Origin of the sequence: Azorhizobium oxalatiphilum (assembly GCF_014635325.1) — a bacterium.
Taxonomy (GTDB): Bacteria; Pseudomonadota; Alphaproteobacteria; order Rhizobiales; family Xanthobacteraceae; genus Azorhizobium; species Azorhizobium oxalatiphilum.
This window is the reverse complement of sequence record NZ_BMCT01000001.1, coordinates 1,519,922-1,534,558: the sequence shown is the minus strand read 5'-3', so window position 1 is coordinate 1,534,558 and position 14,637 is coordinate 1,519,922. Positions and strand designations below refer to the sequence as shown.

The window sequence follows — 14,637 nt, the reverse complement described above, 5'->3', positions numbered from 1 at the left end:
TCAGAAGGACGGCTTCCGGGCCGTCCTTTTTTGTTGCGCGCTGCTCAGCCGATGAGGCCGACCACCGCCAGCACGAGCGGCAGCGAAACCACCGCCGCCAGGATCTGAACCGTGAGAATCTCCGCCAGCAGCGGTGCATCCCCGCCCATCTGCCGCGCCAGCACATAGCCATTGGGTGCGGATGGCACGGCGCAGACGATGGCCAGCACCGCCAGTTCGGTGCCGCGCAGGCCAAACGCAAGCCCAAGAGTGATCGCCACGGCGGGCTTGCCCACCAGCTTCAGCACGACTGCGAGCAGAACCGTCAGCTTGATGGTCTTCAGCCGGTCCAGCGCCAGCCCGCCGCCCACCACCAGCAGGCCCAGCGCCAGCGAGGCGCGGCCCAGAATGTCGCCGAACTCCACCACCACCTTGGGCACCGGCACGGCAAAGCCGTTGAGCAGGGCACCGAGGGCGCAGGACCAGATGAAGGGATTGCGGGCGAGCTGGGTGCCGATGAAGCGCGGTGTCGGCGCCTGCGCGCCCACATAGCGCGCCAGCACGATCACACAGACCACGTTCACGGCCGGGATCATCGCCACCAGCGCCACCGCCGCCACCGTGACGCCAGCAGCCCCATAGAGCCCCCCCGCGACGGCCAGCGCGATATAGGTGTTCCAGCGGGTGACGCCCTGAAACAGCGAGGTGTAGGCCGGCCCATCCATGGCCAGCATGCGGCACAGAGGCTCCCGTCCCGCCAGAAGCAGCGCGGACATGATGAGGATCGACCCCAGCATGGCCCCCACCACGGCGATCACGCTGACGCCGGAGAGGTCCGCCTTGACCGCCGAAACCAGCAGCAGCGCCGGAAACAGCACGTAATAGGTCAGTTGCTCCAGCGCGATCCAATGATCGGCTTTCTTCAGCAGCACGCGGCGCAGTACGACGCCCAGCAGAATCACCAGAAAGACCGGGACAAGAGCGGTGAGAATGCTGGCCATGACGCGCTACCCGTTAAACAGGCCGCCTGCTTAGACCTCCCGCCGCGGGAGGGCCAGAGCTGATTGTCGTAACGGCCCGCGTGGCGGAGCCGAGGCAAACACCCGCCCCTCCCCCAGGCCCGAGCGGTCTGAAATGTGCTGTGACCGGCCGACCGCACCGCCGGCGCCCTGCCGCCGGACGGGCAGGCGCATCGGGCCCTTCCGGACAGCAAAAAGGCGGGCCTGCGCCCGCCTTTTCATTCAAGCCAAACCGGGGAGCCCCTCCGCTCAGGCGGTCAGCGCGCCCTCGATGGCGGCCAGCGCCGCATCGGCCTTGTCGCCATCCGGACCGCCGGCCTGGGCCATGTCGGGACGGCCGCCGCCGCCCTTGCCGCCCAGAGCCTCGGAGCCGAGACGCACCAGCTTCACCGCATCGAAGCGATCGGTGAGGTCGGCGGTGACACCCACCACGACGCCGGCCTTGCCGTCATCGGTGACGCCCACGATGGCCACGATGCCGGAGCCGAGGCGCTTCTTGCCCTCGTCCACCAGGCTCTTGAGATCCTTGATCTCGATACCGGAAACCTGCTTGGCCAGCAGCTTCACGTCGCCGACCATGCGGCCGTTGTCCTCGGCCGCCGAACCACCGCCCATGGCGAGCTTCTTGCGGGCCTCGGCCAGATCGCGCTCCAGCTTCTTGCGCTCTTCCATGAGCACGGCAACACGGGCTTCCACCTCCGGCACCGACACCTTCAGCGCGCCGGCAGCGCCCTGAAGCGCGGCGTTGGCCGTATTGAGATGGCGCCGGGCCACGGTGCCCGTGAGTGCCTCAAGGCGGCGCACGCCGGCGGCGACGCCGCTATCGGAGAGGACGGAGACGAGGCCGATGTCGCCGGTACGGGCCACATGGGTGCCGCCGCACAGCTCCACGGAATACGGCGCGCCGTTGCCCGCATCGGTGCCCATGGAGACCACGCGCACCTCATCGCCATACTTCTCGCCGAACAGCGCGCGGGCGCCGGAGGCCACCGCATCGTCCACCGCCATGATGCGGGTTTCGACCGGCTCGTTGCGCAGCACATAGGTGTTGGCGATGTCTTCCACCTGCGCCAGTTCCTCGGCCGTGACGGGCTTGGGATGGCTGAAGTCGAAGCGCAGGCGATCGGCGGAGACTAGCGAGCCCTTCTGGGCCACATGGTCGCCGAGCACCCGGCGCAGCGCCTCGTGCAGCAGATGGGTGGCGGAATGGTTGGCGCGGACGCCCGAGCGGCGGTCGTGATCGACCTTCAGCTCCAGCGGCGTGCCCACCTTCAGCGTGCCTTCGGTGACTTCCACCTCATGCACGAACACATCGCCCAGCTTCTTCTGGGTGTTGAAGACTGTCGCCTTCACGCCCTCGCCGATCAGGGCACCGGTGTCACCCACCTGACCGCCGGATTCGCCGTAGAAGGGGGTCTGGTTCAGCACCACGAAGCCGCGCTGGCCGGTGGCAAGTTCCGTCGCCTCGGCGCCGTCCTTGACGATGGCGCGCACGGCGCCTTCCGCCTGCTCGGTGTCATAGCCGAGGAATTCGGTCGCGCCCTCGCGCTCGCGCACGGCGTACCAGATGGTGTCCGTGGACGCCTCGCCCGAGCCCGCCCAATTGGCGCGGGCGTCGGCCTTCTGCTTCGCCATGGCGGCGTCGAACGTCTCACGCTCGACGGCAATGCCGCGACCGCGCAGGGCGTCCTCGGTCAGATCGAGGGGGAAGCCGTAGGTGTCATAGAGCTTGAAGGCCACGTCGCCGGGGAAGCGGGCGCCGGACACGAGACCCGCGCTGGACTCCTCCAGCAGCGAGAGCCCGCGCTCCAGCGTGCGGCGGAAGCGGGTTTCTTCCAGCAGCAGCGTCTCGGTGGCGAGCGGCTCGGCGCGCACGATCTCCGGATAGGCCCGGCCCATCTCACGCACCAGAATCGGCACCAGACGGTGCATCAGCGGATCGCGGGCACCCAGAAGCTGGGCGTGGCGCATGGCCCGGCGCATGATGCGGCGCAGGACGTAACCGCGCCCCTCGTTGGACGGCAGCACGCCATCAGCGATCAGGAACACAGATGAGCGCAGGTGATCCGCGATCACCCGGTGGCTCGCCTTCTGCGGCCCGTCGGACGGCACGTTGGTGAGTTCCTGGACCTCGGCGATGATCGCCCGCATGAGGTCGGTCTCGTAATTGTCGTGCGTACCCTGCAGCAGCGCGGAGATGCGCTCGAGGCCCATGCCGGTATCGATGGACGGACGCGGCAGGTTCAGGCGCTCGCCTGGGATCTGCTCGTATTGCATGAACACGAGGTTCCAGATCTCGATGAAGCGATCACCGTCCTCGTCCGGCGAGCCGGGGGGGCCGCCGGGGATGTGGTCGCCGTGATCGAAGAAGATCTCCGAGCACGGGCCGCACGGGCCGGTGTCGCCCATGGCCCAGAAATTGTCGGAGGTGGCGATGCGGATGATGCGCTCTTCCGGCAGGCCGGCGATCTTGCGCCAAAGGTCGAAGGCCACGTCGTCGTCATGATAGACGGTGACGAGCAGCTTCTCCTTGGGCAGCTCCCACTCCTTGGTGATCAGGTTCCAGGCCAGCGAAATGGCCTGATCCTTGAAATAGTCACCGAAGGAGAAGTTGCCGAGCATCTCGAAGAAGGTGTGATGCCGGGCGGTATAGCCCACATTGTCGAGATCGTTGTGCTTGCCGCCGGCGCGCACGCATTTCTGTGCGGTGACAGCGCGCGAATAGGGCCGCTTCTCGACGCCGGTGAAGACGTTCTTGAACTGCACCATGCCGGCGTTCGTGAACATCAGGGTGGGATCGTTACGCGGCACCAGCGGGGAGGAGGAAACCGCCTCGTGCCCGTTCTTGACGAAGTAGTCGATGAAGCTCGACCGGATCTCGTTCACGCCGCTCATGTACCGGCACCACACCCTGGAATTCGAAGACCGGAGCAGATGGCGCTGAACGCCCCTGCCCTCCCCGGCCGGATGGCCGGGCGCCACGGGGCGGAAGCGTTTCACTCCAGCCTGCGACGCCCAAAAAGGGACATGATCGTTTAACCATGGCCCCTGCGCTTGTCCAGCAAGGCCCCGGGGGATGGGCCTGCCCCACCCAAACCGGGCGACCTCCCTCTTGCGGAGGCTTGCCCCTTGCGGGAGCTTGTCCCCCTACGGGAGCTTGCCCCCCTGCGGAAGCCTGCCCCCTGCGAGGAGCTTGCCGGAAACGAAACGGGCGGCCGAAGCCGCCCGATCAATCCCTGTCCTGCCTCACGCCTCGGCGGCGTCATCCCCGTCATCATCGTCCGGACCGCCCGTCAGGATCTGGTCGGCGATGAGGCCCGCGTTCTGGCGGATGGCCGCCTCGATGCGCGCCGAGACTTCCGGGTTGTTCCGCAGGAAGGTCTTGGAATTCTCGCGGCCCTGGCCGAGGCGCTGGCTGTCATAGGAGAACCAGGCGCCGGACTTCTCCACCACGCCCGCGCGCACGCCGAGATCGAGCAGTTCGCCCATCTTGGAGACGCCCTCGCCGTACATGATGTCGAACTCGACCTGCTTGAACGGGGCGGCGAGCTTGTTCTTCACCACCTTCACGCGGGTCTGGTTGCCCACCACCTCGTCGCGTTCCTTGATCATGCCGATGCGGCGGATGTCGAGGCGCACGGAGGCGTAGAACTTCAGGGCGTTGCCGCCCGTGGTGGTCTCGGGCGAGCCATACATCACGCCGATCTTCATGCGGATCTGGTTGATGAAGATGACCATGGTGTTGGACTTGGAGATGGAGCCGGTGAGCTTGCGCAGCGCCTGGCTCATGAGGCGCGCCTGCAGGCCCGGCTGATTGTCGCCCATCTCGCCGTCGAGTTCGGCGCGCGGGGTCAGCGCGGCCACCGAATCGACCACCATCACGTCGATGGCGCCCGAGCGCACCAGCGTGTCGCAGATTTCCAGCGCCTGCTCGCCGGCATCCGGCTGGGAGATCAGGAGATCATCGAGATTGACCCCCAGCTTGCGCGCATAGACGGGATCGAGCGCATGCTCGGCGTCGATGAAGGCGCAGGTGCCGCCCTTCTTCTGGGCCTCGGCGATGCAGTGCAGCGCCAGCGTGGTCTTGCCGGAGGATTCCGGACCGTAGATTTCCACGACGCGGCCCTTGGGCAAGCCGCCGATGCCAAGCGCAATATCAAGGCCGAGCGAACCGGTGGAGATGCTTTCGATCTCCATGACCTTGCCGCTCTTGCCGAGCCGCATGATCGAGCCTTTACCGAAATGACGCTCGATCTGAGAGAGCGCGGCGTCCAGCGCCTTGGTCTTATCCATGGAGGACCCTTCGACGAGTCTGAGAGTGGACTGAGTCATCGCCGCGCTCCGTGCCTGGCGCAAGAGAAATGCTACATCGGCGTTCGTACTCTATTTGTTCCATGTTCGCAATCTGTTCTTTTTGCACCTCGGGTCGCCGGAATTTTCTTTGCTAACAATGTGTTGCTGGAGACCGATCCGGCCACCACGGCCGACCTGCCCCTGTGGACAAGGCAGACGGCCGCGCCACCTCGCGGCCGGCCAGCTAGGACGAGGCGATCATGTCCGCCTGAATCCAGGCCACCAGCCGCTTGACGTCGCTGCGTGCCCTGAGGTGCGGAGCGATCCAGAGGCTGAGTTCGTGCGGCCCCGGCGTGAAGCCGAACGGTGCCACCAGATGGCCGCGGGCAATGGCGTCGATGGCGACGATGCGCGGCGCCATGGCCATGCCGAGGCCGGACGCCGCCGCCTGGATCAGCAGATAGAAATGGTCATAGGTCTCCTGCGCGTCGAGCAGCAGGTCGGGATGCCCGATCACCTCCAGCCACTCGCGCCATGCGGCCGGGCGCGTGGCGGTGCCGAGAATGCGGGCCCGCGCCAGATCCTCCGGAACCGAAAGCCCGAGGCGGGCGGCATAGTCCGGATGGCATACCGGGCCGATGTCCTCCCGCAGCAGCGGCCGGATCACCACGTCCTGCGGCGCGCGGAACATGCTGGAGCGGATGGCGACGCTGATCTCGTCGCGCACGAAATCCACCTCGCCGTAATTGATGTTGAGGCGCACTTCCACATCGGGATTGTCACGCTTGAAGCCCCCGAGGCGCGGTATCAGCCAGTTCATGGCGATGGTGGCCGAGCACGACAGGGTGAGCGGCGACGGCGCGAGGCGCGAGACGCCGAGGCGCATCAGATCGAACGCCTCGCCGAGGCAGGAGGCCAGCTGCGCCCCGCCCGGCGTCGGCACCACCGATTTCGGCTGCCGCCGCAGCAGCGAGAGGCCGAACTGCGCCTCCAGCTCCCGCACATGCCGGCTCACGGCTCCGTGCGTGACGCCCAGTTCTCCGGCCGCAGCCGACATGCTGCCGAGACGGGCCGTGGCCTCGAAGGCGCGCAAGGCGTTCAACGGCAGACGGGGTGGGGCCACAGGCAGAGCTCCATATGATGGACCTGTCAGGAAAACTCACAGGCGGCTGCGTCGATTTCCGATTTCACCTTCCCCAGCGGGGATATAGCTTGGCATTCAATCAAACAAGAATTGGGTGGAACATGCCAAGGGACCATGCGGAGAAATCCGCGCCTTCTGCCTTCTGACAGCGCGCAAAATACGCCCGCACAAGCGCTACGGCCACGCCGACCGCTTTTGCCACCTGCGCGACGGTGCCATTGCTGCCGCAAGGGCACATTGCCCCGGACAGCGGCTTGCCCAACCGTGCCCGCGCCCGGTGCAGCTTCCTTTTTAATCACAGCGAAAGTCACAGCATGACCGATCGTCTGAAGGACAAGATCGCCATCGTTTTCGGTGCCGGCTCGGTGGGTCCGGGCTGGGGCAACGGCAAGGCCACCGCCGCTCTGTTCGCCCGCAACGGCGCCCATGTGGCCTGCGTGGATATCAATCGCGCCGCGGCCGAGGAAACGGTGTCCATCATCTCCGGCGAGGGTGGCCGCGCGTCCGCCCATGCCTGCGACGTCACCAAGTCGGACTCCATCGCGCAGGTGGTGGCCGAAGTGATGGCGGCCCATGGCCGTATTGATGTGCTGCACAACAATGTCGGCTACGCCCAGATGGGCGGCCCCATCGAGCTGGACGAGGCCGGCTGGGACCGCACCATGGACATCAATGTGAAGAGCTGCTTCCTCACCGCCAAGCACGTGCTGCCGCACATGCTCGCCCAGAAGTCCGGCGCCATCGTCAACGTCTCGTCCATCGCTGCGATCCGCTACACCGGCTATCCCTATTCGGCTTATTACGCCTCCAAGGCGGCGGTGAACAATTTCACCATGGGCCTCGCCCTCCAATATGCCAAGGACGGCATAAGGGTGAATGCCATCATGCCCGGCCTGATGAATACCCCGCTGATCTTCCAGCAGATTTCCGGCCAGTATGCCAATGCCGACGAGATGGTGGCGGCCCGCGACGCCGCCTGCCCGAGCGGCAAGATGGGCACGGCCTGGGACATCGCCAAGGCCGCGCTGTTCCTCGCCTCGGACGATGCCGCCTACATCACCGGCGTGAGCCTGCCCGTCGATGGCGGCCTGAGCTGCCGCGCGTCCTGAAAACCGCGCGCCTCCCTCCCCCAAACCGGGATATGCAGATGCTGACCGATCGCATTGAAGCCGACTATCTGCTGGAAACGACCGGATCGCCGGAGAAGGCCGCCGACGTGATGGCGGGCGAGCAGTCCAGCGGCACCTTCGTCGCCATTCCCGGCGAAACGCCGGAGCTGAAGGAGCGCTCAGCAGCGCGCGTGGTGCACCTCACCGTGCTGGAGGAGAACGTGCCCGTGCGCTCCCTTCCCTCGCCCGGCGCCCGCCCCGGCGAAAAGGTGACGCGGGCGAAGGTCACGCTGTCCTGGCCGCTGGCCAATCTCGGCCCCTCGCTGCCGAACCTGCTGGCGACCGTGGCCGGCAATCTGTTCGAGCTCAGGCAGGTCAGCGGCCTCAAGCTGCTGGATATCCGCCTGCCACAGGCCTTCGCGGACAGATACCCCGGCCCGAAGTTCGGCATCGAGGGCACGCGCCGCCTGTCCGGCATCGCCTCCGGCCCGCTCATTGGCACCATCATCAAGCCCAGCGTCGGCTTCGATGCGGCGCAGACCGCCGCCCTGGTGAAGGAGCTGTGCGAGGCCGGCATCGACTTCATCAAGGATGACGAACTGCAGGCCGATGGCCCCGCCTGCCCGTTCGACGACCGCGTGCGGGAGGTGATGAAGGTCATCAACACGCATGCGGACCGCACCGGCAAGAAGGTGATGTACGCCTTCAACCTCACCGGCGACATGGACGAGATGCGCCACCGCCACGATCTGGTGCTGGCGCAGGGCGGCACCTGCGTGATGGCGAGCCTGAATTCCGTGGGCCTCGCCGGCATGATCGAGCTGGGCCGGATGACGCAACTGCCCATCCATGCCCATCGCAACGGCTGGGGCTATCTCACCCGCCATCCCCTGCTCGGCTGGTCCTATGTGGCCTGGCAGAAGATCTGGCGGCTGGCGGGGGCCGACCACATGCATGTGAACGGCATCGCCAACAAGTTCTCCGAGGAGGACGACAGCGTCATGGCCTCGGCGCTGGAATGCCTCACCCCCATGTTCCCGGACAAGCCCTGCACGGTGATGCCGGTCTTCTCCTCCGGCCAGTCCGCCCGGCAGGTACCCGCCACGTTTGCGGGCCTGAAGTCCACCGACCTCATCATGACGGCCGGCGGCGGCATCATGGCCCATCCGGACGGCCCCGGCGCGGGCGTGCGCTCCCTGCGTGAAGCCTGGGACGCGACCGTGGCCGGCGTATCGCTGGAGGAGCGCGCCCGCACCCATCCGGAGCTTGGCCGGGCGCTGGAAATGGCGGCATGAGCGGGGCGGCCTCGCGCGCCCTGCCCGCCGGGCCGCTCGTCGCCTTCCATGGCGACGATTTTACCGGCTCGTCCGCCTCCATGGAGGCGCTGGCCTTCGCCGGGCTGGAAACGGTGCTTTTTCTCGGCACGCCGACACCGGAACGGCTGGCGGAATTCTCGCACTATCGCGGCATCGGCATTGCCGGCGTCGCCCGCTCGCGAAGCCCGGAATGGATGGAAGAGCACCTGCCGCCGGTGTTCCACCTGCTCGGCTCCCTCGGGGCGCCGGTGATCCATTACAAGGTGTGCTCCACCTTCGACTCTGCCCCGCATGTGGGCTCCATCGGCCGGGCCATCGACATCGCCGCCCGGCAATTCGCGGGCTGGATTCCGCTGGTGGTGGGCGATCCCGGCATGGGGCGCTTCCAGTCCTTCGGCCATCTGTTCGCCCATGCCCATGGGAAGGGTTATCGGCTGGACCGCCACCCCACCATGTCGCGCCATCCCGTGACGCCCATGGACGAAGCCGACCTCGGCCGCCACCTCGCCCGCCAGACGGGGAAGAAGATCGGCCTTGTTGACTTCGTGACCATGAAGCGGGGCGGCGCCGATGCGCTGCTGGCGGCGGAACTGGCCGATGGCGCCGAGGTGATCTCGCTCGATGTGCTCGACACCGAGACCCTCACCGAGACCGGGCGGCTGATCTGGCAGCGCGGTCCCGTCCCGGTCTTCACCGTGGGCTCGCAGGGGCTGGAATCCGCGCTCGTCGCCCATTGGCGCGCCGCCGGCCTGCTGCCGGCCGCCGCAGCGGTTTCCGGCCCGAAGCCGGTCACGCGCATCGCCTGCGTGTCCGGCTCGGTCTCGCCAGTCACCGAGCGGCAGATCGCCTATGCCGCCGAACGCGGCTTCGCCGCCATCCGCCTCGATGCATCCCGCGCGGTGGACGAGACCGCATTCGAGGCGGAGATCGGCCGCGCCGCGCAAGCCGCCCTCGATGCGCTGTCGCAGGGCCGCGATCCGCTGGTCTTCTCCGCCGCCGGCCCGCAGGATCCCTCCGTTGCCGCCTTCCGGCAGGCGGTCGCCACCTCGGGCATCGCCATCGATACGGTGAACGACCGCATCGGCGCCGGCCTTGGCCGGCTACTGGATCAGGTGGTGCGCACCGCCGCTCTGCCCCGCGCCGTCATCTCCGGCGGCGACACCTCGGGCCATGCGGCCCAGCAGCTCGGCATCGATGCGCTCACCGCCATCGCGCCGCTGGCCTCCGGCTCGCCGCTCTGCCGCGCCCATGCGCCCGATCCGGCGCGGGATGGGCTGGAGATCGCGCTCAAGGGCGGACAGGTGGGCGCCGATGATTTCTTCGCCCGCGCCCGTGACGGTGCGCCGGCCTGAGCCGGCCCGCCCACGACGAACACGCCTGCAAAGACAGAACAGCCGGATCATCCGGCGGTGGAGGACACATGAGACTCAAGGACAAGATCGCCCTCGTCACCGGCGGCGCGCGCGGCATCGGCTTTGCGGTCGCCAAGGCGTTCGTGGCCGAGGGCGCGATCCCGGTGATCGCCGATCTCAACGAGGACGGTGCCCGCGAGGCCGTGGCGAAGCTGGGCAAAGGTCTCGCAGTCGGCGTGAACGTCGCCGATGCGGCCTCCGTCAACGCCATGGTCGATACGATCATGAAGGAATACGGCCGCATCGACATCCTGATGAACAATGCCGGCATCGGGGGCAACACGCCCTTCCTCGACATCGGCCTGGAGGAGTGGAACCGCACCATCTCCATCAACCTCACCGGCGCCTTCCTGGTGGCGCAGGCATGCTCGAAGGTGATGGCGGCGCAGGGCGGCGGCAAGATCATCAATGTCGCCTCGCTCTCCGGCCAGCGCGGCGGCCATGGCCGGGGCGCCTATGGCGCGGCGAAGGCCGGGCTCGAACTCCTCACCAAGGTGATGGCGGTGGAGCTTGCTGAGCACAACATCAACGTCAACAACATCGCTCCCGGCGCCATCGAGACCGAGATGGCCAAGTTCGCGCACGATAAGCCGACACGCGCCGCCTACAACTACCTCATCCCCATGACGCGCTATGGCACGCCGGAAGAGATCGGCGATGCCGCCGTTTTTCTCGCCTCCGACGAGGCGCGCTACGTGCACGGCCACACGCTGAATGTGGACGGCGGCTTCCGCGCCGCCGGCCTGATGTTCCGGGGCTCGAAGGCCGCCCCGCCCGCCTGACCAGACGACGCATAACCAACCCAAAAAAACGGGAGGAAACGCCAATGTCCCTGATCATGACCCGCCGCCGCTTCGCAACGCTCGCCGCCAGCACGGCGGTGGCCGCAGCACTGCCCCTGCGCTACGCCAACGCAGCGGAATTCACCTTCAAGGTCGGCACCAACGTGCCCGAGAGCCATCCCCTCAACGTGCATCTGCGCAAGGCATCGGAGCAGATCAAGACCGAGACCAACGGACAGTTCGATCTCCAGCTCTTCCCCAACAACCAGCTCGGCGCCGACAGCGACATGCTGTCCCAGCTGCGCTCGGGGGCCATGGAGTGCTTCCTCAACTCGGGCGTGAACGTGCTCTCCACCATGATCCCGGTGGCGGCCATCTCCGGCGTGGGCTTCGCCTTCAAGGACTATCCCACCTTGTGGAACGCCATGGACGGCAAGCTCGGCACCTATCTGCGCGGGCAGATCACCAAGGGCGGCCTCGTGGTGCTGGACAAGATCTGGGACAACGGCTTCCGCCAGACCACCAATTCGGTACGCCCCATCGTCAAGCCGCAGGATTTCAACGGGCTGAAGATCCGCGTGCCGGTGAGCGCGCTGTGGCTGTCGCTGTTCCGCGGCCTCGGCGCCACGCCCACGGGCCTGAACTTCGCCGAGGTCTATTCCGCGTTGCAGACCCATGTGGTGGATGGGCAGGAGAACCCGCCGGCCATCATCTCCGCGGCCAAACTGTTCGAAGTGCAGAAATACTGCTCCATGACCAATCACATGTGGGACGGCTGGTGGTTCCTCATCAACCGCCGCGCGTGGAGCCAGCTGCCCACCAACCTACAGGACAAGGTTTCTGGCATCCTGAATACGGCGTGCATGGCAGAACGCGAAGAGGTGGCCCAACAGAACAACGCGCTGCGCAAGGATCTCGAAGCCAAAGGCCTGATTTTCAACGACGTGGATCCGGCGCCCTTCCGGACCGCACTCTCCAAGGCCGGCTTCTATACAGAGTGGCGCGGCAAGTTCGGCGACGAAGCCTGGAACCTGCTCGAAGAATCCACCGGAAAGCTCTCCTGACCCGATGCATTTCACCTTGCGGAAGGCCAAATCCTTCCGCAAGGTAATTTCCAATAAAAAGCATCATCCTCAGGAAGGAAGCCCATGGATCACGCCATAGAGACTCACGACGGCATCGTCGAACCTGGATTGGCGCGCCGCACGTCAGGACTTGGCTTCCTCATGCGGCCGCTCGAAGCCATTTCGGCGCTCCTCATCGTCGCCCTCATCGGCCTCGTCTGCGTCAACGTCTTCTGCCGCTACGTGCTCGGCCGCCCCATCGTGGCCGGCGACGAGATCGCCTCCTTCATGTTCCTCTGGATCGTGATGCTGGGCGCGGTCATCGCCATCGACCGCAACGAGCATCTGCGCCTCGCCATTCTCGTCAACCGGGCGCCGCCGAAGCTGAAGAGCTTCATGGAGGCCACCGGCCTCGTGATCATCGGCACCTTCCTCGCCGCCTTGCTGCCCTCCGCCCTCGAACACACCTATTTCGAGAAGGACATCACGGCTCCGGCGCTCGACATCTCCATGGCCTGGCGCATCGCCGGCATCCCGCTCGGCATCGCTTTGATGCTGGTGGTTCTTGCCGCCAAGTTCCTGCGCGAGACCACCACGAGCGACATGGTCAAGTCGCTCGCTGTCGTGGCCGCCGTCGTGCTGGCCATGTGGCTGCTCACGCCAGCCTTCGCCCAGCTGGGCAAGGGCAACATCGTGGTGCTGCTGGTGGGCGTCATCGCCGTGTGCCTCGCGCTCGGCGTGCCGATCGGCTTCTGCTTCGGGTCTGGCACGCTCGCCTTCCTCATGTTCTCCACCAAGCTGCCGCTCACCGTCATCGTCGGCCGCATGGACGAGGGCATGTCGAGCCTCATCCTGCTGTCGGTTCCGATCTTCGTGCTGCTGGGCTGCATTCTGGACGCCACCGGCATGGGCAAGGCCATCGTGGACGTGCTCGGCACCATGTTCGGCCATGTGCGCGCCGGCATGAGCTATGTGATGCTCGGCTCGCTCTATCTGGTCTCCGGTATCTCCGGCTCCAAGGTGTCCGACATGGCGACCGTCGCCCCGGCCCTGTTCCCGGAGATGAAGCGGCGCGGCAACAAGCCGGCCGAGATGGTGGCCCTATTGGGCACAGGCGCCATCATGGCGGATACGGTGCCGCCCTCCATCGTGCTCATCGTCATCGGCTCGGTGGCGGGCGTATCCATCGCGGCGCTGTTCGCCTCGGGCTTCATCGTCGCCTTCTTCCTGCTCATGATCCTCGCTATCGCCGCCCGCTGGAAGGCCCGGCACGAGAACATGACCGGCGTTGCGCGCGCCAGCTGGGGCATGGTCGGCAAGGCCCTCCTCATCGCCGCTCCGGCCCTCGTGCTGCCCTTCCTGGTGCGTGGCGCGGTCACGGAGGGCGTCGCCACGGCGACGGAAGTGTCCGCCATCGCCGTGCTCTACGCCATGATCACCGGCATGACGCTCTATGGCGGCATCAGCCGGCGCCAGATCTACAGCATGCTGGTGGAGACGGCGGCCATGACCGGCGCCATCCTGATCATCCTCGGCACGGCCTCCGCCGCCGCCTGGGCGCTGACTCAGACCGGATTTGCCGGCTATCTCGCCAATGCCATGCAGGGCCTGCCCGGGGGCTGGGTGGTGTTCATGGCGGTGACGATCGTCGTGTTCCTCATCCTCGGCTGCCTGCTGGAGGGCCTGCCCGCCATCGTGCTGCTGGCCCCCCTGATGTTCCCCATCGCCAAGACGCTGGCCATCGATCCGGTGCACTACGCCATGGTGGTGGTGGTGGCCATGAACATCGGCCTGTTCCTGCCGCCCGTGGGCATCGGCTTCTACATCGCCTGCTCCATCGGCAAGGTTCAGCCCGACACCGCCATGCGGAACATCTGGTTCTACCTGGCGGCGCTGTTCATCGGCCTCATCGCCATCGCCTTGATCCCGTGGATCTCCGTCGGCCTGATCTGACATCGCGACCGGCCCGGCGGAAACGCCGGGCCGGTTTGCAACGGTGCAAATATAAAGAAATCCTTATATTCATTCTTGACGATGCATTTCCCTTCCGGCAGTTTGCGCCTGTCGAGGTTCTCTGGGCCGGTTCCGGTGCCAGAGCTAAGAGGGAATACGGTGCGGTCTCACTCCTGACGGGGTGATCACCAATGCCGAAGCTGCCCCCGCAACTGTAAGCGGTTAGCCTTTCGTCCATCAGCGCCACTGGGATCCTGTCCTGGGAAGGCCGGGCTTAAGGCGACGACCCGCGAGCCAGGAGACCTACCCCGACAGCATATCGTCCTCGGGCGGGGTGTCCCGGTGGTGCGCTTTGGCTCCACCGATCCGTTCGCCGTGGGCCGCTGTCGCCTCCTCCAAAGCCCCTTGCCCATCGCAATCGGGGTAGAGGCTTGACCACGCTACATCATTCCGCGCCGCGCGAGAGCCGGCCCTTCGCGCCCGGCGCAGATCGCCGTTCGCACACCGCGGATCGCCGCACAGGAACAGCCATCACTGGACACATGAGCAAATGATACATTATATCA

Annotated in this window: 10 protein-coding genes and 1 riboswitch; of the genes, 6 read left to right on the top strand and 4 right to left on the bottom strand. The window is 66.4% G+C overall.

Annotated elements, in window-relative coordinates; all coding sequences use genetic code 11:
- Window positions 1–44: 44 nt before the first annotated feature.
- The 4 genes from IEW24_RS06805 to IEW24_RS06790 all read right to left on the bottom strand — a co-directional run bounded on the left by IEW24_RS06805 (window position 45) and on the right by IEW24_RS06790 (window position 6,414).
- Window positions 45–980, bottom strand: coding sequence for an AEC family transporter (locus IEW24_RS06805; RefSeq protein WP_188576589.1), 936 nt, complete (start codon window positions 978–980; stop codon window positions 45–47).
- Window positions 981–1,247: 267 nt separating this feature from the next.
- Window positions 1,248–3,893 carry an alanine--tRNA ligase gene (gene alaS / locus IEW24_RS06800; RefSeq protein WP_188576587.1) on the bottom strand — a complete coding sequence of 882 codons (2,646 nt, stop codon included), beginning with the start codon at window positions 3,891–3,893 and terminating at the stop codon, window positions 1,248–1,250.
- A gap of 351 nt (window positions 3,894–4,244) precedes the next feature.
- Window positions 4,245–5,330, bottom strand: coding sequence for a recombinase RecA (recA, locus tag IEW24_RS06795; RefSeq protein ID WP_188576585.1), 1,086 nt, complete (start codon window positions 5,328–5,330; stop codon window positions 4,245–4,247).
- Between the two features lie 205 nt (window positions 5,331–5,535).
- Entirely contained in the window at window positions 5,536–6,414 is an 879-nt protein-coding gene (locus IEW24_RS06790; RefSeq protein ID WP_244644194.1) for a LysR substrate-binding domain-containing protein, read from the bottom strand.
- A gap of 335 nt (window positions 6,415–6,749) precedes the next feature.
- Here IEW24_RS06790 and IEW24_RS06785 point away from each other — a divergent pair, with 335 nt between their 5' ends.
- The 6 genes from IEW24_RS06785 to IEW24_RS06760 all read left to right on the top strand — a co-directional run bounded on the left by IEW24_RS06785 (window position 6,750) and on the right by IEW24_RS06760 (window position 14,071).
- Window positions 6,750–7,544 carry an SDR family NAD(P)-dependent oxidoreductase gene (locus tag IEW24_RS06785; RefSeq protein WP_188576583.1) on the top strand — a complete coding sequence of 265 codons (795 nt, stop codon included), beginning with the start codon at window positions 6,750–6,752 and terminating at the stop codon, window positions 7,542–7,544.
- Between the two features lie 38 nt (window positions 7,545–7,582).
- A complete protein-coding gene (locus IEW24_RS06780) occupies window positions 7,583–8,839 on the top strand; it encodes a ribulose-bisphosphate carboxylase large subunit family protein (protein ID WP_244644192.1) in 1,257 nt (418 codons plus the stop codon).
- A complete protein-coding gene (locus IEW24_RS06775; protein WP_188576579.1) occupies window positions 8,836–10,212 on the top strand; it encodes a four-carbon acid sugar kinase family protein in 1,377 nt (458 codons plus the stop codon). The genes IEW24_RS06780 and IEW24_RS06775 overlap by 4 nt, the downstream gene beginning before the upstream one ends.
- Before the next feature lie 68 nt (window positions 10,213–10,280).
- Window positions 10,281–11,054 (top strand): SDR family NAD(P)-dependent oxidoreductase, encoded by a 774-nt coding sequence (locus IEW24_RS06770; RefSeq protein ID WP_188576578.1) that lies wholly within the window; start codon window positions 10,281–10,283, stop codon window positions 11,052–11,054.
- 44 nt (window positions 11,055–11,098) lie between these two features.
- Window positions 11,099–12,118: a TRAP transporter substrate-binding protein gene (locus IEW24_RS06765; RefSeq protein WP_188576576.1), complete on the top strand. Its 1,020-nt coding sequence runs from the start codon at window positions 11,099–11,101 to the stop codon at window positions 12,116–12,118.
- Window positions 12,119–12,202: 84 nt separating this feature from the next.
- A complete protein-coding gene (locus tag IEW24_RS06760; RefSeq protein ID WP_188576574.1) occupies window positions 12,203–14,071 on the top strand; it encodes a TRAP transporter large permease in 1,869 nt (622 codons plus the stop codon).
- A 97-nt stretch (window positions 14,072–14,168) separates the two neighbouring features.
- Window positions 14,169–14,396, top strand: a riboswitch (cobalamin riboswitch).
- The last annotated feature ends 241 nt before the right edge of the window (window positions 14,397–14,637 follow it).

Excerpts from the sequence above, each read along its gene's own strand:
- IEW24_RS06765 (WP_188576576.1), top strand. The coding sequence starts at position 11,099 with ATGTCCCTGATCATGACCCGCCGCCGCTTCGCAACGCTCGCCGCCAGC.
- IEW24_RS06760 (WP_188576574.1), top strand. The coding sequence starts at position 12,203 with ATGGATCACGCCATAGAGACTCACGACGGCATCGTCGAACCTGGATTG.
- IEW24_RS06775 (WP_188576579.1), top strand. The coding sequence starts at position 8,836 with ATGAGCGGGGCGGCCTCGCGCGCCCTGCCCGCCGGGCCGCTCGTCGCC.
- alaS (WP_188576587.1), bottom strand. The coding sequence starts at position 3,893 with ATGAGCGGCGTGAACGAGATCCGGTCGAGCTTCATCGACTACTTCGTC.
- recA (WP_188576585.1), bottom strand. The coding sequence starts at position 5,330 with ATGACTCAGTCCACTCTCAGACTCGTCGAAGGGTCCTCCATGGATAAG.
- IEW24_RS06770 (WP_188576578.1), top strand. The coding sequence starts at position 10,281 with ATGAGACTCAAGGACAAGATCGCCCTCGTCACCGGCGGCGCGCGCGGC.
- IEW24_RS06805 (WP_188576589.1), bottom strand. The coding sequence starts at position 980 with ATGGCCAGCATTCTCACCGCTCTTGTCCCGGTCTTTCTGGTGATTCTG.
- IEW24_RS06780 (WP_244644192.1), top strand. The coding sequence starts at position 7,583 with ATGCTGACCGATCGCATTGAAGCCGACTATCTGCTGGAAACGACCGGA.
- IEW24_RS06785 (WP_188576583.1), top strand. The coding sequence starts at position 6,750 with ATGACCGATCGTCTGAAGGACAAGATCGCCATCGTTTTCGGTGCCGGC.